The organism is Fundicoccus ignavus (assembly GCF_009659375.1).
GTDB classification, from domain to species: Bacteria; Bacillota; Bacilli; order Lactobacillales; family Aerococcaceae; genus Fundicoccus; species Fundicoccus ignavus.
Genome location: NZ_WJQT01000002.1, coordinates 87,548 through 106,789 on the forward strand (window position 1 = coordinate 87,548; position 19,242 = coordinate 106,789).

Consider the following 19,242-nt stretch of genomic DNA (forward strand, 5'->3'; position numbering starts at 1 on the left):
AGTCGTTAGGAGTTTTAATTGAATTTTATTAATTACTCCTTCATAATATGATTGCAAAGTAGGTGAAGATATTATGGAAAGAAATAACTTGTTAGTTGTTGTAGATAAATTAATCAAAGAAAATTATTTTCATTGTGAATGGGGAATCGAATGGCGCGAACAACGTCATTATTTAGAGCTTATTTTTCAATTTAATCTACCCAATCCCAACCATTTTGAATTAATTGATATTTATGGTAATCAATACAATCAAAATCCAGTCCCATTTGAAGTAAGAGCGATTATTTATGACGAGGAATTGATTAAAGTTGAGGGGAAACACTATTTAAAGACGGTTCCGGTTAGTCGTGATACTGGGATTATGTATGGAGAGTTGTTTGCCTTAATACGTTATTTAAAAGTCCTTACTGCGGAGGTTCCGTTGAAATGGACTGAGTATTTAGCGAACATCCCAACTACTCGCTTCTCGATAGAATGGCGTGAAGATGAATTTCAGAAAATGAGAGAAACTTTAGTGAACACATCTCGATATAGTGAAAGCCAAGTATTCTTTCCACAATTTAATTAACTACAGCTAGAATCTAAATATAAATAGTCTGAAAAAAAGACAACTTGAAAAGGGGAGAATGCTTTGACTGAAATTTTATGGCAAAAGGTTATTGTATCGGTTGATACGGTAGATACACAATTAATTGATTGGATTAGTTATTTATTATTAGAGCAAGAAGCACAGGGGACAGAAGTGAACTACGCGTATGGTTATTTAGAAAATCATCCGGACTTATTTGGTGAAATGCCTCAAGAAATTTCAGATGAAATGCTAAAAAAAGATACTGAAATTATTGGATACTATTCTGAAGAGCAAGTAATCGACTTAGAAACGTTAGACAAAGCTATTAAAGATGCTTTGTCAGAAGTGCAATATTCAATTAAATTAGAGTCTTTTGAAAACGAAAACTGGCAAAAAAATTGGATGCAACATTATCATGTACAACGTGTAAGTCGTTTTATTACGATAGCGCCTATTTGGGAAAAGTATGAAGGAAGTAAAGACGAAAAAGTGATTCGATTAGATCCAGGTTTAGCTTTTGGAACTGGAACGCACCCCACAACACAGTTAGGTGTTCAAGGGTTAGAGATGTATATACGTGGTGGTGAAACGGTTTTAGATGTAGGAACGGGTTCGGGAATATTAGCTTTTGCTGCAGTGGCATTGGGAGCAGAAAAAGTTGATGGCTTTGATTTAGATCCGCAAGCGGTCGAAAGTGCAATTCAGAATAAAGATTTTCAAGCAGATATTGATATTTCTAATGTAAACTTTGCGGTTAATGATTTATTAGTTGGTGTGACCCAAGAAGCAGATTTAATTGTCGCGAATATTTTGCCACATATATTGGTTAATATGTTTGAGGATGCGAGAAAATTACTTAAAGACGATGGTTATCTGTTGTTAGGCGGAATTATTGAAGATCAAGCTACTAAATTAGAAGCTTCACTTAAAGAGCATGGCTGGAAAGTCGTTCAAAAGAATATTCTTAATGGATGGGTTGGTTATGTAACTGAAAAGGAACGTGATGAATAGTGCAACAATATTTTATCGACAAATTAGAAGTGTCTTTAAAAGAACGCATACCTTTATCTGAATTAGATAGTCATCATTTTCTTAATGTAATGAGAGCTAAAATAGGTACAGAAATAAAAGTAGTTGATAGAAAAGGTTTTGCCTATGTGGCACAGTTGGTCGAAATTAACGAACAAATAGCTTTACTTGAGATTGTTCGGTCTGTTGAAGCCATTTCAATCGAATTGCCAGTTAATGTGACGATTGCTTGTGGTTTATCGAAAAACGATAAAGTAGACACGATTGTGCAGAAAGCTACAGAATGTGGGATGAATGTATTTATCCCTTTAGCGTTGAAACGTGACGTAGTGAAATGGACAGGGAACAAAGTTAAGGCTAAAGTGGATCGTTTGGCAAAAATATCTAAGGCAGCTGCTGAACAGAGTCATCGTCTTGTAGTACCAGAAGTAAGTGATTTACAAACGTTGGATCAATTGATAAAAACAGCAGATAGTTTTGATGTAAAGCTTATAGCTTATGAAGAAACGGCTAAAGAAGGCCTCCACTCTCAATTAGCAGAAGTCTTTCGCCAATTGGAACCTAGTCAGAAAGTATTGATGGTATTCGGTTCTGAAGGTGGTTTGGAGAGCAAAGAAGTAGAAAAGTTAGAGGCCGCTGGTTTCTTAGCGTGTAGTTTAGGACCCAGAATTTTACGTGCCGAAACTGCACCAATTTATTTCTTAAGTGCCTTGAGTTTTGCTTTAGAATTAGTTAAGGTATAATAGCAATATAATATTTATATGGAAGAGGTATTTTTATGGAATTAAGTAAATATATTGATCATACTTTGTTGAAAGCAGATGCGACAGTTGATCAAATCAAAACATTATGTGAAGAAGCGGCTGAATACAATTTTATGTCTGTATGTATTAATCCAGTTCATATTCCACTGGCTAAAGAGTTATTAGCGGATAGCGATGTAAAAGTTTGTACAGTAATTGGCTTCCCTCTAGGAGCTAATGCTACTGCAGTTAAAGCTTTTGAAGCTAAAACGGCTGTAGAAGACGGTGCAGATGAAGTTGATATGGTCATCAATATTGGCGCAGCAAAAGCTGGTGACTGGGAAACTGTTGAAAAAGATGTGCGTGCAGTTGTTGAAGCAGTACCAGAAGAAGTGGTTGTTAAAGTGATTATTGAAACTTCTTTATTAAATGATGAAGAAAAAACATTAGCTTCACAAGCAGCTCAACGAGGCGGAACAGACTTCGTTAAAACTTCAACAGGCTTTTCAACTGGTGGAGCAACATTAGAAGACGTTACCTTAATGCGTCAAGCTGTAGGACCTGATTTGGGTGTTAAAGCAAGTGGAGGCGTATCTAACTATGCTGAAGCAATGGCAATGATTGAAGTAGGGGCAACACGTATTGGAGCTTCTAAAGGTATCGCAATCGTAACGCAAAAACCAGCAGAAGTTACTTCAGACGATAACTATTAATTAATTTAAAAGATACAATAAGAAAGACAGTCTAACTGAAATAGTTGGGCTGTCTTTTTCATAGTATAAGGTTTTATAAGTTTTATGTTGATTTATCAAGCTTTATACTACGTTCAGCTGATGGTTTTCCAAGGCGGTGGTCGCTTTCAAAGCCTTCGCTAGCGCTTCATACTTTTCCAGCTCAATCGGCTAGGGTGTGTCTAATTCGCTGCGCTCAAAGTCACACCAAGCTACGCCGATTGCCCTTTATACCGCTATGGAAAACAATTAGCTGATCTACGTTAAATATTCCAACAAAAGTAAAGCGATATAATCAAATTATACTGCTAATCAGAATTTAAAATCTTTGGACTTGTCCGAGGTTTTCTTATTTCCTATTTTATCTTGATGATCCTATTGATTGATAAGAACAATGTTTGTATTTAAAAAGCAATATAGTGTATAATAATTCTAATTAATTGTAGTAAAGGATGAAAGCTAATGGCTCGCAATCAAGAATTAACAGCACAAGAAGTAATTGATATTTGTGCAAGTTATATGAACGAAAAGAATACTAATTATGTTAAGAAAGCACTCGACTTTGCTACTATGGCGCATGAAGGTCAAGTTCGACTTTCTGGAGAAGAATATATTAACCATCCCATTCAAGTGGCGGGTATCCTTGCTCAACTTCAAATGGACCCTGATACTGTTGCAACTGGTTTTCTTCATGATGTTGTTGAAGATACAGAGTATACCTTAAAAGATATTACCAATGAATTTTCAGAAACCGTTGCATTATTAGTGGATGGTGTAACAAAATTAGGGAAATTTAAATTTCAAAGTAAAGAAGAAGCCTTAGCTGAAAATCATCGGAAAATGCTGTTAGCCATGGCTAAAGATATTCGAATTGTGATGGTTAAATTAGCTGACCGTTTGCATAACATGCGTACGTTAAAGTACCAAAAGGAAAGTAAACAAATTGAGAAATCTCAAGAAGCGATTGAGATTTACGCGCCATTAGCTGATCGTATCGGTATGAACTTAATTAAATGGGAATTGGAAGATATTGCCTTGCGTTATATTAATCCAAGCGAGTATTATCGAATTGTCCGTCTTATGGATAGCAAACGTGACGAACGTGAGAAATATATACAAGAAGCGATTGTCGATATCAACGATGCGGTGGAAGAATTAGAGATTACCGCAGAAGTCTATGGTAGACCGAAACATATTTATTCAATTTATCGCAAAATGGTTGATCAGAATAAAGACTTTGACAATATATATGACTTGTTAGCAATTCGTGTCTTGGTTAGTACCATTAAAGATTGTTATGCCGTTTTGGGTGCCATTCATACTAAGTGGAAACCAATGCCAGGCCGTTTCAAAGATTATATTGCGATGCCGAAAGCCAACATGTATCAATCCATTCATACGACTGTGATAGGACCTTATGGTAAACCAGTTGAGATTCAAATTAGAACGTTCCAAATGCACGAAGTTGCTGAGTACGGGGTGGCAGCTCACTGGGCTTATAAGGAAGGTAAAACTGAAAAAGTTAATACTCAAGATAATATTCAGAAACAGTTGAACTGGTTTAGAGATTTAGTAGAACTTCAAGATGAAGCCCAAGACGCGAGTGAATTCATGAATTTTGTTAAAGAAGATATCTTTAAAGACCAAGTTTACATCTTTACGCCCAAAGGCGATGTGTATGAATTACCAAATGGTTCAGGCCCTATAGACTTTGCTTACCATATTCACTCTGAGATTGGGAATAAAACGATTGGTGCTAAGATTAATGGGAATATTGCTCCTTTGAATTATAAATTAAAAAATGGCGATATCGTTGAAATTTTGACAAACCCAAGTTCAAACGGACCTAGTCGAGATTGGTTAAGCTTCACTCAGACTAGTAAAGCGCGGAACCGTATTAAACGATTCTTTAAACTAAAAGATCGTGATCAGAACTCAGAACGTGGACAACAATTAATCGAAAAAGAACTCAAAGAGAGTAATAATAGTATTAAGTTAATTACCAAAAAACAAAATGAAAAAAATCTACTTGAAAGATTTAATTTTAATAGTTTAACTGATTTATATGCAGCCGTTGGTTTAGGGGAGTTATCTGTTTCGGCAGTATTGAATTTCCTAGGTATACTCCCAGAAAGAGAACCAGAGAAAATACCGACGCAAAATGAATCCCATCAGGCACAACGCAGTAGAACTGTTCATGAAAGTGGAGTGGTAGTTGAAGGTGTAGATAACTTGATGATTCGTTTGAGTAGATGTTGTAGTCCGGTGCCGGGTGATGAAATTGTTGGTTATATCACACGAGGACGAGGGATTTCTGTTCACCGAGCAGACTGTGCAAACTTACAAAACGAACCCGATTTAAAACAAAGAACGATCCATGTAGAGTGGGATATTGCTGATGAGTTAAGTACAGAGTATGAAACAGAATTATCTATTACAGGTTTTGATCGAACGGGATTAATCAATGACGTCCTACATGTTGTCAATCATACGGTTAAAAATCTTCGTAACGTGAATGGAAAAGTTGACGCTAATAGTACAGAGGTAGTTGTCATTAAAGTTGCGATTTCAAATGTTAATCAACTAGAAAACTTAATGACAAAATTAAAAAATATTCCAGATGTATACGAAGTATCCCGAGTTAAATCTTAATCTGAAAGGGCGTTTATATGCGAGTTGTTATTCAAAAAAGTCTTGAAAGTTCTGTTATCATTGATAAGCAAATGGTAGGGAAAATTGACAAAGGCTTTGTCTTGTTAGTAGGTGTGACACACGAAGATACTCAGGCGGATGCAGAATATTGTGCGCGAAAAATTGCTAAAATGCGTTTGTTTGAAGATGAGAATGATAAAATGAATTTATCATTGGCTGAGGTAGAAGGGCAAATTCTGTCAATTAGCCAGTTCACGCTGTTTGCTAATACTAAAAAAGGGAATCGTCCAAGTTATACTGAGGCTGCACGACCAGAGTTAGCAGAAGAATTATATGATTATTTCAATGAACAATTAAGAGGTCATGGATTTGAAGTTGAAACAGGAAGATTCGGAGCTATGATGCAGGTGTCGATTTTAAACGACGGCCCCGTAACAGTTTTAATTGATTCAAAAAATCCATAATATACAAAAACGCCAACTTATCGTTGGCGTTTTTTATATGTTGTTATCTAAGTTGTGAAACTTGATCAAAGTAATTGATTAAGCCTTGTGTGATTGCTTGTGCAATATTTTGGTGATAATTATCATTAAAGATATATTGAAGATCATATTGATTACTCATATAACCAAGCTCTAATAGAATGCTTGGTCGAGTATTCTCACGTAGAACATAATAATTTCCAAACAAAATACCAATGTTTTCTAAAGGCAATGGGGCAATCTGATCATTGACTGACTGAGCAAGTAACTCATCAGATTCATGGTAATAATAAGTTGTTGTACCACTCCAAGTGGTGTCTTCAGATCCATCAAAATGTAAACTAATAAAGGCATCGACTTGATTCAAGTTGCTAGCAGTTACTCGATCTTCTAATTCGATAAATTGATCATCAGGTCGAGTTAACATTACGGTTGCGCCTTGAGCTTCTAAAGCTGCTTTAAGCGCCATAGCAGTATCAAATGTTGCATCTTTCTCGAAGGAATCATTAATACTAATGGCTCCCGAATCTTCACCACCGTGTCCAGGGTCAATCATGATCGTCGCTTCTGACAAGCTGTTTGCACTTGGTAAGCCGATATGTCCTATTGAATATGTAGAGATTGAAACTCTTGTTGAATCAACGTAAGCTCTAATTCCAGTACTGTCCTCAACTAAGTAGAACTCATTACCTAAATCATCTTCAGCCGAGTCAATTAATGTGAGTTGTTCGCCATAAATTGCATAAGCAATTGGCTCAGCATAAAAACTTGGACTGTCTAGCAGTGGTTCTTCATTAGAACGAATACTTACAACAGCCTCAGCCTCAGCTCTTTGTCGCTCGATCTCATTCTTGTCATATGGGGCTTCTTCTTCAATCTCTTCTTCTGAATCAGGTACTACACTTTCCGAAACCAAATTAACTAAACGTGTCGGAATGTAACCATAGACCCCATCAAAAGTAACACTTAACCAACCATTATCTTCAGCTTGAACATGTAAATATGAACCCGGTTCAATATTCTGAATAACTTTTGAAGATTCATCGGTTGAAGAATAGAGTGGGGTGTTAATTAAAATTTGAGCAGCTAAATCTTGGTCGTTTTCCAAAGTTGTATTCTCTAATAACCATTTGGGAATCCAGCCTTCAGTTTTACCGTTTACTCTGACCTTATACCAACCATTTTGTTCTTGTTTTAAATTAACTTCGATGCCTTGATCAAGTTGAATAATTGCTTGAGCATTCGTTGCAGGTCTAGTTCGTAAAATGACATTTTCTCGTTCGATTGAGAGTGTACTGTCAGTTAGTAGAAAAGTTATACATAATGCACTAACTGAAAGAATTACGAATGTCATAAATGGAGGGAAAAACTTGCGAGAAAATAATAATTCAAAAATACGACGAACTGATTGTATATAAATCCCTCCTTCGTTTAACATTTTTATAAAAAACATAAACTTATTATATAAACTTATGACTATTAATTCAAACCTGTTTATCATCTGTTATCTAACAGTAATATAACTGAGAAGTAGATGATATAAAAAGTTTTTTACCTTTAATAGTAGTGTGCACATCAAGCCGAAATATTAGTCCTAAATTTCCTATAAATACGAATGATTAAAATTCACTGAGAAAAAACACTTGACTTTAGGCGTGAAAATCAGTAATCTATACACAGTTAATAGTTCATTCGATGAAGTAGACAAGTAATTAAGACATTTTTAGAGAGCTAACCCCTTAGGCTGAAAGGGCGCAAGACTTAATGAAGACACTACCGAGAAGAGTAATGCAAAGTTACTCCGTTTACCGCGTTAAGGTTTGAGGTAATGTAAATTACAAAAATAGGTGGTACCACGCAAATTCCGCGTCCTATGACAATTATTTGTCATAGGCGCTTTTTTTATATCCAGGAGGGAAATTATGACAATTCAAAAAATGAAAGGGACAGAAGATATTCTGCCTCAAAATTCATATAAATGGCAATTTGTAGAAGATTCAGCAAGGGCTGTATTTGATACGTATCAATTTAAAGAAATCCGCACACCGATGTTTGAAGCATATGAGCTGTTTAGTCGTTCTGTCGGCGACACAACTGATATTGTGTCGAAAGAAATGTATGATTTTAAAGATAAGGGTGATCGTCGTTTAGCACTTAGACCTGAGGGAACAGCGCCAGTTGTTAGATCTTATGTTGAGAACAAATTATTTGGACCTGAGCATCCGCAACCATTAAAAGTATATTATATGGGGCCAATGTTCCGCTATGAAAGACCTCAAGCGGGTCGTCAACGTCAATTTAATCAAATTGGTATTGAGGTTTTTGGGAGTACAAATCCAGCTACCGATGCTGAGGGTATCGCACTAGCTTGGGATTTCCTACAGGAATTAGGGCTTGAAAAATTATCAATTCAATTAAACTCATTAGGTAGACCAGAAGCAAGAGCTGCTTATCGCCAAGCATTAGTTGAATACTTTACACCATTGCAAGATCAATTAAGTGCCGATTCTCAAAGACGTCTGACTGATAATCCATTAAGAATCATTGATAGTAAAGATCCTAAAGATAAAGAGTTGGCTAAAAACGCACCAATTATTTTGGACTTCTTAAGTGAAGAAAGCAAACAACACTTTGAGCAAGTTCAGGCAATGCTAACAGCTTTGGATATTCCATTTGAAATTAACCCAACAATTGTTCGTGGCTTAGACTACTATCAAGATACTATCTTTGAGATTGTAGTAGAAGATGAAACAATCGGTTCACAGTCAACTGTATGTGGTGGTGGACGTTACGATGGATTGGTAGAACAATTAGGCGGACCTCAAGCACCAGGTTTTGGCTTTGGTATGGGAGTAGAACGATTAATGTTGTTACTTGAAGATCAAGAAGTAGAAATCCCAGCTGAGGAACCAGTAGACGTTTATGTTATGGGCTTAGGTGAAGCGAGTAATATTATGGCTTTACAAATTGTTCAAGCAGCACGTTCTGAAGGATACTTGGCTGATAGAGATTACATGGGGCGTAGTATGAAGTCTCAGTTTAAAACAGCTGCTAAATTAAATGCAAAATTGATTATGACCGTTGGTGACAACGAAGTTGAGCAACAAGTGGTTCAAGTGAAGAATCAAGAAAATGGTAAAAAATCAACCGTTAAATTATCGGAAGTTTTGGATGATTTTGTTGGGGTATACCGTCGAGCAACGGTAGATACAAGTGAAATTGATAAGTATTTTGGAGGAGAATTTTAATGAGTAAACAACGAACAGTTTATTGTGGCTTAGTTAATGACGAATTAGTCGGCCAAACAATTACGTTAAAAGGTTGGGTTCAAAAGCGTCGTGACTTAGGTGGCGTAATTTTTGCTGATGTCCGTGACCGTGAGGGCTTTTGTCAAGTTGTCTTTAATGCTGAAAACCTAAGTGCAGAAGAAATGGAAATGGCAGATAAATTACGTAGTGAATATGTTGTTGAAGTGACAGGTGTACTAAACGAACGTGATGGTGCACAAATCAATCCAAAAATACCAACTGGTCGTTTTGAATTGTTTGCTGAATCTTTAACGGTATTAGCAAAATCTAAAACTCCACCAATTTATATTGAAGATGATTTAGATGCAGATGAAGAAGTGCGTTTACGCAATCGTGTATTAGATTTGCGTCGTCCGAAAATGTTTAACAACTTTAAATTAAGACATCAAGTAACGCGTTCAATCCGAAACTACTTAGATAACTTAGAGTTTATTGATGTTGAAACACCTTATTTAACTAAATCTACACCCGAAGGAGCACGTGATTATTTAGTTCCGACAAGACGTGAAGCAGGAAAATTCTATGCTTTACCACAATCGCCACAACTTTTTAAACAATTATTAATGGGTGCTGGCTTTGACCGTTATTACCAAATCGTACGTTGTTTCCGTGATGAAGATTTACGTGGTGACCGCCAACCTGAATTTACTCAAGTCGACTTAGAAACGAGTTTCTTAAATCAATCGGAGATTCAAGCAATCACTGAAGAAATGTTGAAGGAAGTTGTAAAAGCGACTAAAGGGATTCAAATTGAAGAAGCTTTTCCTACTATGACATATGCTCAAGCTATAAATGAATACGGAGTAGATAAACCTGACATTCGTTTTGAAATGAAATTAGTAGATTTTACAGACTTTGCTTCAGAATCTGAGTTTGGCGTATTTAAATCTGCTGTTAGCAATGGTGGGCAAGTAAAAGCGATTAACTTAAAAGGTCAAGCAGATGCTTATACGCGTAAAACGGCTGATGCATTGATTGATGTTGTGAAGCCCTATGGCGCAAAAGGTTTAGCTTGGATGAAGGTTACTTCAGAAGGCTTTAATGGACCAATTGCCAAATTCTTCGCTGATGATAACTCATCAAACGTTATTTCAGAACGTTTAAACGCTGAAGAAGGCGATATCTTGTTCTTTGTTGCAGATAAAGCGGATGTTGTTGCAGCATCATTAGGAGAATTACGTGTTAATTTAGCTAAGCAACATCAATTATTTGATCCAAATGCTTTAGCTTTTGTATGGATTACAGATTGGCCAATGTTTGAATATGATGAAGAAGAAGGACGCTATGTTGCAATGCACCATATGTTTACGGCGCCTCAGAATGCTACTCCAGAAGAGGTTAAAGCGAACCCTGCTGAAGCACTCGCTCAAGCTTATGATATTGTGTTAAATGGTTATGAAATTGGAGGCGGAAGTATACGTATTAATAACTTAGACATGCAAGAACAAATTTTTGATTTAGTAGGCTTTACAAAAGAACAGGCTGAAGAGCAATTTGGCTTCTTATTAAATGCTTTAGAATATGGTTTCCCTCCACATGGTGGTTTGGCATTAGGTTTAGATCGTCTTGTAATGCTTTTAGCTCAAGAACCTAACATTCGTGAAGTAATCGCCTTTCCAAAAACAGGTCGCGGAATTGATTTATTATCAAATGCTCCAGGCTATGTAGAGAACGCGCAATTAAGTGAATTACATTTAAATATACGTAGTCAAAAAGACTAAAATAAATCGCCTAGCTAGTATAAAAACTAGTTGGGCTTTTGTTAAAATATAAGGTTTTATAAGTTTTATGTTGATTTACCAAGCTTTGTACTTCGCTCAACTTATTATTTTCCAAGGCGGTGGTCGCTTTCAAAGCTTTATTGATGAGCATGACGTTCGAGCTATTCAAGCCCAATCGGCTAGCCACTGTCTACTACGCTTTTTTTATTCATAGATAGACCAAGTTATTCTGTTAGTAACGATGGATTGTCCTTTATACCGCTATTGAAAACAAGTCGCTGATCTACGTTAAGCATTCCAACAAAAGTAAAGCGATATAATCAAGTTAAAACTGCTAAACGGAATCTAAAATCCTTGGACTCGCCCGAGGTTTTCTCAAATTTAGCTGTACTATTACATAGTAGAAATGTTGTAATGACTAAAAGACTTTAAGGAGAATGATAAAATTGTTTTTAGGTTCACATGTATCCATGAGTGGGAAAGAAATGTTACTAGGTTCAGCGCAAGAAGCTGCTTCTTATGGTGCCAATATTTTTATGATTTATACTGGAGCGCCACAGAATACTCGACGTAAGGAAGTTTCAGCTTTTCGTCTTGAAGAGGCAAGTGTTTTCATGCAAGAAAATGGCATTGAATTTTTAACAGTGCACGCACCTTATATTATAAATTTAGGTAATACAACGAAAGAAGGTTATTTTGAATTTGCAACTGAATTTCTTGCGAAAGAAATTGAGCGTGTTGAATATCTTGGTGCTAAGCAGATGACGATGCACCCTGGAGCTCACGTAGGAGCAGGGGTTGATGTTGGCTTAGCGCAAATTATACGAGGTTTAAATGAAGTGATTACGCCACATCAACATTCACAAATAGCTCTAGAAACAATGGCGGGCAAAGGGACTGAATTAGGTCGTACTTTTGAAGAATTAGCCATTATTATTGATGGGGTGACCCATAATGAAAAGCTAAGTGTTACTTTGGATACTTGCCATATATATGATGCTGGTTATGATATAGTGAATGACTTAGATGGAGTTCTAAATGAATTCGATAAAGTGATTGGTTTAGAACGCTTGAAGGTTCTTCATATTAATGATTCAAAGAATCCAATTAAGAGTCATAAGGATAGACATGCTAACATAGGACAAGGGAGTATTGGGTTTGAAACATTGGATAAAATTGTTCATCATCCTCAATTAATAAGTGTCCCAAAAATTCTTGAAACACCGTGGGTTGAAGTAGGGGAGAAGAAAAAAGTTGCTCCTTATAAACATGAGATTAACATGTTACGTAAGAGAACATTCAATCAGAATTTAATGCTAGATATAATTGAAAACAACTAAAAAAAATCACTTGTCTTAGTTAAAAGGGCAAGTGATTTTTGATTTTTAAAATGCATGCGGTGTTAATTTCATGATTTCAGAAATGATATGAGCGGTTTCTTCAATGCTGCGATCTGCAACATTAATTACTGGGCATCCAAGAGTACGATATACTTCATCTGCATAATCTAATTCTTGTTTAACACGATTTTCAGAAGCGTAGCGTGAACCTTTAGGAATGCCATACTCTAGCATTCTTATTTCTCTGTGTTTATTGACGACTTCGATATTATTGGTTAAACCAATTATTTTGTTTTTATTAATTTCAAACACAATGCTTGGCAAATCATTTTCTGGAATTAAAGGTAAATTACAAACTTTATAGCCTAAAGTCGCAAGATACATACTCAAAGGTGTTTTACCAGTACGAGAAATTCCTAATAGGACAATCTCAGCTTCTCCAATCCCTTTAGGATCTTTGCCATCATCATATTTCATACAAAATTCCATTGCTTCAATACGATCGAAATACTCATCAGAAAGCTCATGTTGTGCTCCCGCCAGTGAAGTAGGATTGACACCTAGTCGGCGTTCAATCTCTAAGGTAAAGGGTTGAATTAAATTATAACAAACAAGGCCGGTTTCGATACATTTTGCTTCTACATAGCTAGCTAATTCTGAATTTGCGATTGTCATAAATAATAAACCGTCATATTTAACCGCATCATGAATAATCTCGTCAATTTTTTCTGTGTTTGAAATAAATGTGTATTTATGTAATACTGTTTTTGCTGAAGGGAAATGCACCAAGGCAGCGCGAGCTACTTTCTGTGCAGTTTCTCCAATTGAATCAGAGAGAATAAAGTAGTGCAAGGTTTGATTCTTTTTCTCCATGTCAATCCACCTCTTTCTATTCACACATCATAGCATAAAATTCGAAAGGAGTAATGAAGTTGGGACAAAATAATCAAATTCAAGAGCTTGTTGCAGCGGGAATTGAAAAATTAAAAGAAGCAGGTTTTAAATCTACAAAAAAACGTCAAGAAATTATTGAGCTATTCGCTGAAAATCAAAGGTATCTAAATGCCGCGTTTATTCATCAAGAAATGAGTGAACGTTACCCAACAATGAGTTACAATACGACCTATCGTAATATTTATGATTTTGTTGAGGTTGGTTTACTAGAAGCCACTGAATTTAATCAGGAACAACTTTTTAGAATTAATTGTCATATACTTGATCAACACTCACATCACGATCATCATCATCACTTTATTTGTCGCAATTGTGGATTAACACTTTTGTTAGACGCGTGTCCGATGCAACAAGTTACCACTGACTTATCAGAAGTAGTGATTGAATCTCATCGTTTTGAAGTGTTTGGTTTATGCAAAAATTGTGCTAGAAAATAATTTTTTAGTTAGTTTACATTCGCTAAAGTAGCTAACTAACTACATTCTTTGATGAATATTTACTTTTTTGATGAAATTTTGTTTTTTTGTTAGTCAAAATGGCTTGAAAACAATGTGTTTTTTGCTATAATATTAAAAGGACTTTATTTAGAAATTTAATTTCTAATGAAGGGTTACTATTAGCTCGGAGGGAGGGGAACCATATGTCAAAAACAGTAGTTCGTGATAACGAATCATTGGATGACGCTCTTCGTCGCTTTAAGCGTAACGTTTCAAAAACAGGTACTTTAAGAGAGGCTCGTAAACGCGAGTTTTATGAAAAACCAAGTGTTAAACGTAAAAAGAAATCAGAAGCAGCTCGTAAAAGAAAGTTTTAATATCTGTTAATTTGTAATGTAATTTACAAGAAAAACAGGACGTTAAGCAAGCGATGAAAGCTAAAGACAAGGCAACCTTGAAAGTCATTCGAATGCTGAAAGCAGCACTGCAAAATGAACAGATACTTAATCTGCTCCCTTATCTACCGAACAGGAGATAACCAAGATTGCGCGCGAAATGAAGCAGCGAAGAGATTCTTTGGCTGAATTTGAAAAAGCTAATCTGTTAGATTTGTTGAATCAAATTCTATAAGAAATACCTATCGTGGAACGATACTTACTAAAAATTAATTGGAAAAGATATTTCAATTGTTAATCAAATAACTATTGATGGAATTGAACCTACTGAAACAGTTGATTTAAGTACAGCTATGGGCAAGCGATGTCAAAACTTAAAGGACAAGCAGATAGAAACATTGTGAACTGCACTACGCAATCACTATTGAGCTAAATGCTGCTTTTATAAGAAGGCACCTCTTTGGAGGTGCCTTCTTTGATTTATAGACAAGTCATTGAGGAGAGTATATCAAATACACATTGAAAAATATGGAAACTATTAAACGTATTTTGTTCAATTTTAAGCTTAATTGTGCTATTGTTAGGATATTGAAAACTAAAAAGGAGTCTACTATTTGAGCGAAATAAGAGAGTTTTCCAGTCAACTAATTGTAAGTAATCCTAATTGGTTAGTTGCATTATTGGGAACACAAGACAAATATGTTAATTTAATAGAAGAGAATTTTCCAGTTATCATTGCTAATCGCGGTGAAGTGATTAATATTTCTGGAGATAATGAAAATGAAGTCGAAAAGGTTCGTCAGGTCTTATTGAATTTACTTCAATTACTCGAAAGAAGCATTACACCTCGAACTATGGACGTAATGACTGCCATAAAAATGGCCCAGAATAATACACTTGAATTTTTTATTACTTTATATGATGAAGTAGTCGGACGAGCTGCAGATGGCAAGGCGATTCGAGTTAAGAACTTTGGTCAGTTACAATATGTTAAAGCAGTTGAAAAACATGACGTTGTATTCGGGATTGGACCAGCGGGTACGGGGAAAACGTTCTTAGCTGTCGTATTAGCTGTTCAAGCTTTACGAGAAGGGACGGTTAAGAAAATAATATTAACTCGACCAGCAGTTGAAGCGGGTGAAAATTTAGGTTTCTTACCGGGTGATTTAAAAGAGAAAGTAGATCCATATTTGCGCCCTATATATGACGCGCTTTATACGATTTATGGTACTGAGCAAACAAATCGTTTGATGGAAAGAGGCATCATTGAAATTGCACCACTTGCCTATATGCGTGGTAGAACGTTAGATGATGCGTATGTAATTCTTGATGAAGCTCAGAATACCACAATTGCACAAATGAAAATGTTCTTAACTCGTCTAGGATTTGGCTCTAAAATGATTATCAATGGAGATAAAACTCAAATTGATTTACCTACAGGTGTAAAATCAGGTCTAATCGATGCAGAATTTAAATTGAACAACGTACGTCGAATCTCTTTCGTTGAATTTGATGAATTTGATGTCGTACGCCACCCAGTGGTAGCTGATATTATTAGAGCATACAGTAAATAGGATAGTTTGATGTAAATGGGAATGGAGGAATGTTATGAACCGTAAATTGCAGCGCTTTCAAGCTTTGCTCGGCAATTATTATATTCCACTAATTAGTTTTATATTATCAATTGCGATTATTATGTTAGGTTACTCAAATGTACAACCACGAGAGTATGATTTTCAGCTTAATCAGGTGGCTCAAGATACTATTTTAGCACCTATGACAATTGAGGATACTGAGCAAACAGAATTAAACAAGCAACGTGCACGCGATGCCGTCAATGATGTTTATTTATTTCAAGGGGATATCAGAACACAACAATTAACTTTAATCGAGCAGTACTTTAGTTTTATCCGTCAACTGAAAAATGAATCTTACTCCAAAAATTCGATTCAGACATTAATTGACAAACATACTGACCTTGTGGAATCAGGTGAGATTGAACAAAGTTTATTAAATCAATTTGATAATGTTGATCGCTTGGATGGTCAAGAACTCACCTTTGTCCAGCTAGAAACAGTTGAGCAACTCTTACTTTATGAAATTTTGTTATCAGAACAAACAGATGCCATAAAGTATTTGGGTAATAACATCGGCACGACAACCTTGACCCATGTTCTTTCGATTGATCCAGAGACCTTATCAGAATTTCAAAATAAGCTAACAGAGTTAATATCTACTGCTTTAGAGCAGGAAATTCAAGCGAATAATATTGAGAGCTTTATTTCATCTGTAGAACAAACAATTAGCAATATGCCTTATAGCTTAGATGCTAGACGATCTTTAATTGATTTATCCAATCGACTGATTGTCCCAACGATGACTTATAGTGAGACTGAGACTGAACGACGTAGAGAGGAAGCAGCAGACTCAGTTCAAACAAGTTATATATTACAAGGTCAAGTGATTATTCAAGAAGGGCATATCATTGGTGTAGATGCCAAGCGTCAATTAGATTTATATGGATTCTTGGATCTATCCTCACAGAAAACATTAGCCTACGCATTCTATGCAACGGTTTTATTTCATGGTATTGTGATGATTGCCGTATTTTCCAAATTTTTAAATAAGTCTAGCGAAGAACTTGGTCAAAGAAGTATGCAAGCAACAGCCTATGCTTTAGTGATGTTTTTTGGATTTTCATTATTGAAACTGTTCCATCTAATGCAAACTAGTGGTTTGTCCTATTCAACCTTAGTTTTGCCAGTGTTTTTGATACCTTATATGATCATTCCGAGAACTAATGCTAGAGTGGGAACAATTGCGGTGTTATTTTTCAATTTATTAGCGTTGTTCGTAATAAATAGTTATGATAATATGACGGTCATCACATTAACGACATTGTTCTATTTCTTTAGTAGTATACTAGGCGTTATGTTTGTATTACGTCAAGAAATGCATCGTTACAGTATTAAAGAATTTTTCGTACCATTATTTTTTTGGCATATAACAATCGTTATACCACTATTACTAAGTTTAAATGTTAATATACTGTCTGAACAAGGCTTACATATAATTTTATTAATCATTGGCAACTTGTTATTAGTTAATATGATATTATTTTTCGTGACACCTTATTGGGAACAATTATTGATCGATAAGGCAGCTTTAACACTCAATCAATTAGGAAATTTAAATCATCCTTTATTGAAATTACTAATTGAAAAATCACCAGGGACTTACCATCATAGTATTCTAGTTGCAAATCTTAGTGCAAATGCTGTAGAAGCAATCGGGGGAGACTCTTTATTAACAAGAGTAGCTGCTTATTATCATGACATTGGGAAAACAATTCATCCACGATTCTTCACAGAAAATGTGGCATCTGGTATGGAATCACCACATCAAATGATTACCGAGCTTGAAAGTGCGAGGATTATTATGGGACATGTGTCTGAAGGGGCACGTATTCTAGAAGAGCATTGCTTACCTAAAAGTATTATTGATATTTGCATGCAGCACCATGGCACTACACTTGTAAAGTATTTCTATTATCAAGCTAAGGCTAAGAATCCAACGCTTAACGAAGCCGATTACCGCTATCCAGGACCGAAACCTCAAACTAAAGAGGCAGCAATCATTATGATTGCTGATTCTGTTGAAGCTGCTTCTAGAACATTAAAAGAGTATAACCAAGCTTCGATAGAAAAATTGATTGATGCGATTATTGCAGATAAAACGAATGATAATCAATTTTCAGAGTGTGATTTAACGGTTCATGATTTAAAAATAGTTAGACGCTCCTTAATCGCAGGAGTTGCTGGCATGTACCATACTCGAGTAGAGTATCCTAAATAATTTAATTCGGAGGAATAAGGATGATTATTGATATAATTGATGAAGATAGCTATTTAACTGTAGAACAAAGTAAATTAATAGAAGATGTTGTGAGTCTTACAGCCAGTTATCTCGGATTTAAAGATGAAGCAGAAGTTGATATTTCTATAGTTTCTAACGAAGAAATTCATCAATTGAATTTAGAGTACCGTCAAATTGATCGTCCAACGGATGTATTAAGCTTTGCATTGGAAGAAGTTGCTAGTGAATTCGATTTACCTGACCTAGCATCCTTTATGGCAGAGTTTAATCAAAATAAGGATTCGGATTCAGATGAGGATAATTCAGATGTTGAAGAAGTACAAGGACTAGCTCGTCACTTGGGCGATATCATTATTTCTTTTCAAAGAGCTCAAGAACAAGCTGAGGATTATGGTCATTCGTTTGAAAGAGAGTTAGCATTTTTAGCCGTTCATGGTTTTTTACATTTGAACGGTTTCGATCACCAAACTGAAGAAGAAGAGGCACAAATGTTTGGTATTCAAGAAGAGGTGTTGAGTCAATATGGTCTCACTCGATAAGAAAAACAATCGTACAAAACGAGCGTTGTTTTCATCATTTAAAGACGCCTTTTCTGGAGTTAAATTTACATTTAAAAATGAACGAAACTTTAGAATCCACACTGTCGTAACTCTCTTAGTTGTTACGGCAGGTTTTGTTCTAAAAATCAGCCTTTTTGAATGGACAATTATAGTTCTGTGTATTGGACTAGTTTTGGCAATGGAATTGGTTAATACAGCAATTGAGCAGACTGTTGACTTAATTGTTGGTGAGTCCTTCCACGAACTTGCACGAAATGCTAAGGACGCTGCAGCGGGAGCTGTTGTATTGTCCGCGGGTATATCCGTGATAATAGGATTAATTATATTCCTTCCGTACGTATGGGATCTGTTCATGAAGTTAATTGAGTCAATTATTTAACCAATAAAGATAAAATGACTGGCTAAAGGTAATCTTACTACAAGATGTAGTTGAATAAAAAGGA

Annotated in this window: 19 protein-coding genes; 17 read left to right on the forward strand and 2 right to left on the reverse strand. The window is 35.7% G+C overall.

Features of this window, described 5'->3' with window-relative positions; translation table 11 throughout:
* Positions 1–73: 73 nt before the first annotated feature.
* The 6 genes from GF867_RS02450 to dtd all read left to right on the forward strand — a co-directional run bounded on the left by GF867_RS02450 (position 74) and on the right by dtd (position 6,190).
* Positions 74–568, forward strand: coding sequence for a DUF3013 family protein (locus GF867_RS02450; protein WP_153831535.1), 495 nt, complete (start codon positions 74–76; stop codon positions 566–568).
* 63 nt (positions 569–631) lie between these two features.
* The gene (gene prmA, locus GF867_RS02455; RefSeq protein ID WP_153831536.1) at positions 632–1,582 is read left to right on the forward strand and encodes a 50S ribosomal protein L11 methyltransferase; all 951 of its coding nucleotides are present in this window, start codon (positions 632–634) and stop codon (positions 1,580–1,582) included.
* Complete coding sequence (locus GF867_RS02460) at positions 1,582–2,343, forward strand: 16S rRNA (uracil(1498)-N(3))-methyltransferase (RefSeq protein WP_366927729.1); 762 nt, start codon at positions 1,582–1,584, stop codon at positions 2,341–2,343. The genes prmA and GF867_RS02460 overlap by 1 nt, the downstream gene beginning before the upstream one ends.
* Positions 2,344–2,378: 35 nt before the next feature.
* Positions 2,379–3,056 (forward strand): deoxyribose-phosphate aldolase, encoded by a 678-nt coding sequence (deoC, locus tag GF867_RS02465; protein WP_153831537.1) that lies wholly within the window; start codon positions 2,379–2,381, stop codon positions 3,054–3,056.
* Positions 3,057–3,536: 480 nt separating this feature from the next.
* Positions 3,537–5,726 carry a RelA/SpoT family protein gene (locus tag GF867_RS02470; RefSeq protein WP_153831538.1) on the forward strand — a complete coding sequence of 730 codons (2,190 nt, stop codon included), beginning with the start codon at positions 3,537–3,539 and terminating at the stop codon, positions 5,724–5,726.
* 17 nt (positions 5,727–5,743) lie between these two features.
* The gene (gene dtd, locus GF867_RS02475; RefSeq protein ID WP_153831539.1) at positions 5,744–6,190 is read left to right on the forward strand and encodes a D-aminoacyl-tRNA deacylase; all 447 of its coding nucleotides are present in this window, start codon (positions 5,744–5,746) and stop codon (positions 6,188–6,190) included.
* A gap of 43 nt (positions 6,191–6,233) precedes the next feature.
* Here dtd and GF867_RS02480 read toward each other — a convergent pair whose 3' ends face one another.
* Positions 6,234–7,646, reverse strand: a complete 1,413-nt coding sequence (locus GF867_RS02480; protein WP_172973935.1) for an N-acetylmuramoyl-L-alanine amidase — start codon at positions 7,644–7,646, stop codon at positions 6,234–6,236.
* Positions 7,647–8,130: 484 nt separating this feature from the next.
* Here GF867_RS02480 and hisS point away from each other — a divergent pair, with 484 nt between their 5' ends.
* The 3 genes from hisS (at position 8,131) to GF867_RS02495 (ending at position 12,577) form a co-directional block, all read left to right on the forward strand.
* Complete coding sequence (gene hisS / locus GF867_RS02485; RefSeq protein ID WP_153831541.1) at positions 8,131–9,456, forward strand: histidine--tRNA ligase; 1,326 nt, start codon at positions 8,131–8,133, stop codon at positions 9,454–9,456.
* Positions 9,456–11,237 (forward strand): aspartate--tRNA ligase, encoded by a 1,782-nt coding sequence (gene aspS, locus GF867_RS02490; protein ID WP_153831542.1) that lies wholly within the window; start codon positions 9,456–9,458, stop codon positions 11,235–11,237. The genes hisS and aspS overlap by 1 nt, the downstream gene beginning before the upstream one ends.
* 437 nt (positions 11,238–11,674) lie before the next feature.
* Complete coding sequence (locus tag GF867_RS02495; protein ID WP_153831543.1) at positions 11,675–12,577, forward strand: deoxyribonuclease IV; 903 nt, start codon at positions 11,675–11,677, stop codon at positions 12,575–12,577.
* 45 nt (positions 12,578–12,622) lie between these two features.
* Here the strand turns inward: GF867_RS02495 and GF867_RS02500 are convergent, their stop codons facing one another.
* Positions 12,623–13,450, reverse strand: coding sequence for a pyruvate, water dikinase regulatory protein (locus tag GF867_RS02500; protein ID WP_153831544.1), 828 nt, complete (start codon positions 13,448–13,450; stop codon positions 12,623–12,625).
* A 59-nt stretch (positions 13,451–13,509) separates the two neighbouring features.
* Between GF867_RS02500 and GF867_RS02505 the strand changes: the two genes are divergently transcribed.
* The 8 genes from GF867_RS02505 (at position 13,510) to GF867_RS02535 (ending at position 19,178) form a co-directional block, all read left to right on the forward strand.
* Complete coding sequence (locus GF867_RS02505) at positions 13,510–13,968, forward strand: Fur family transcriptional regulator (RefSeq protein WP_246167963.1); 459 nt, start codon at positions 13,510–13,512, stop codon at positions 13,966–13,968.
* A gap of 203 nt (positions 13,969–14,171) precedes the next feature.
* Entirely contained in the window at positions 14,172–14,345 is a 174-nt protein-coding gene (gene rpsU / locus GF867_RS02510) for a 30S ribosomal protein S21 (RefSeq protein WP_006417488.1), read from the forward strand.
* Positions 14,346–14,398: 53 nt separating this feature from the next.
* The gene (locus tag GF867_RS13935; protein ID WP_253940707.1) at positions 14,399–14,506 is read left to right on the forward strand and encodes a GatB/YqeY domain-containing protein; all 108 of its coding nucleotides are present in this window, start codon (positions 14,399–14,401) and stop codon (positions 14,504–14,506) included.
* A 17-nt stretch (positions 14,507–14,523) separates the two neighbouring features.
* Positions 14,524–14,598, forward strand: a complete 75-nt coding sequence (locus GF867_RS13940; protein WP_253940715.1) for a GatB/YqeY domain-containing protein — start codon at positions 14,524–14,526, stop codon at positions 14,596–14,598.
* Between the two features lie 379 nt (positions 14,599–14,977).
* Positions 14,978–15,937: a PhoH family protein gene (locus GF867_RS02520; protein ID WP_153831546.1), complete on the forward strand. Its 960-nt coding sequence runs from the start codon at positions 14,978–14,980 to the stop codon at positions 15,935–15,937.
* A 34-nt stretch (positions 15,938–15,971) separates the two neighbouring features.
* Positions 15,972–18,218 (forward strand): HD family phosphohydrolase, encoded by a 2,247-nt coding sequence (locus tag GF867_RS02525; protein ID WP_153831547.1) that lies wholly within the window; start codon positions 15,972–15,974, stop codon positions 18,216–18,218.
* Positions 18,219–18,238: 20 nt separating this feature from the next.
* Positions 18,239–18,778: an rRNA maturation RNase YbeY gene (gene ybeY, locus GF867_RS02530; RefSeq protein ID WP_153831548.1), complete on the forward strand. Its 540-nt coding sequence runs from the start codon at positions 18,239–18,241 to the stop codon at positions 18,776–18,778.
* Positions 18,762–19,178: a diacylglycerol kinase family protein gene (locus GF867_RS02535; RefSeq protein WP_153831549.1), complete on the forward strand. Its 417-nt coding sequence runs from the start codon at positions 18,762–18,764 to the stop codon at positions 19,176–19,178. Before ybeY ends, GF867_RS02535 begins: the two co-directional genes overlap by 17 nt.
* Positions 19,179–19,242 lie beyond the last annotated feature (64 nt).

What these genes read in the sequence shown, in the direction of transcription:
- GF867_RS02450 (WP_153831535.1), top strand. Translation starts at nt 74, where the DNA reads ATGGAAAGAAATAACTTGTTAGTTGTTGTAGATAAATTAATCAAAGAA.
- deoC (WP_153831537.1), top strand. Translation starts at nt 2,379, where the DNA reads ATGGAATTAAGTAAATATATTGATCATACTTTGTTGAAAGCAGATGCG.
- GF867_RS02470 (WP_153831538.1), top strand. Translation starts at nt 3,537, where the DNA reads ATGGCTCGCAATCAAGAATTAACAGCACAAGAAGTAATTGATATTTGT.
- dtd (WP_153831539.1), top strand. Translation starts at nt 5,744, where the DNA reads ATGCGAGTTGTTATTCAAAAAAGTCTTGAAAGTTCTGTTATCATTGAT.
- GF867_RS02480 (WP_172973935.1), bottom strand. Translation starts at nt 7,646, where the DNA reads ATGTTAAACGAAGGAGGGATTTATATACAATCAGTTCGTCGTATTTTT.
- hisS (WP_153831541.1), top strand. Translation starts at nt 8,131, where the DNA reads ATGACAATTCAAAAAATGAAAGGGACAGAAGATATTCTGCCTCAAAAT.
- aspS (WP_153831542.1), top strand. Translation starts at nt 9,456, where the DNA reads ATGAGTAAACAACGAACAGTTTATTGTGGCTTAGTTAATGACGAATTA.
- GF867_RS02495 (WP_153831543.1), top strand. Translation starts at nt 11,675, where the DNA reads ATGATAAAATTGTTTTTAGGTTCACATGTATCCATGAGTGGGAAAGAA.
- GF867_RS02500 (WP_153831544.1), bottom strand. Translation starts at nt 13,450, where the DNA reads ATGGAGAAAAAGAATCAAACCTTGCACTACTTTATTCTCTCTGATTCA.
- rpsU (WP_006417488.1), top strand. Translation starts at nt 14,172, where the DNA reads ATGTCAAAAACAGTAGTTCGTGATAACGAATCATTGGATGACGCTCTT.
- GF867_RS13935 (WP_253940707.1), top strand. Translation starts at nt 14,399, where the DNA reads ATGAAAGCTAAAGACAAGGCAACCTTGAAAGTCATTCGAATGCTGAAA.
- GF867_RS02525 (WP_153831547.1), top strand. Translation starts at nt 15,972, where the DNA reads ATGAACCGTAAATTGCAGCGCTTTCAAGCTTTGCTCGGCAATTATTAT.
- ybeY (WP_153831548.1), top strand. Translation starts at nt 18,239, where the DNA reads ATGATTATTGATATAATTGATGAAGATAGCTATTTAACTGTAGAACAA.
- GF867_RS02535 (WP_153831549.1), top strand. Translation starts at nt 18,762, where the DNA reads ATGGTCTCACTCGATAAGAAAAACAATCGTACAAAACGAGCGTTGTTT.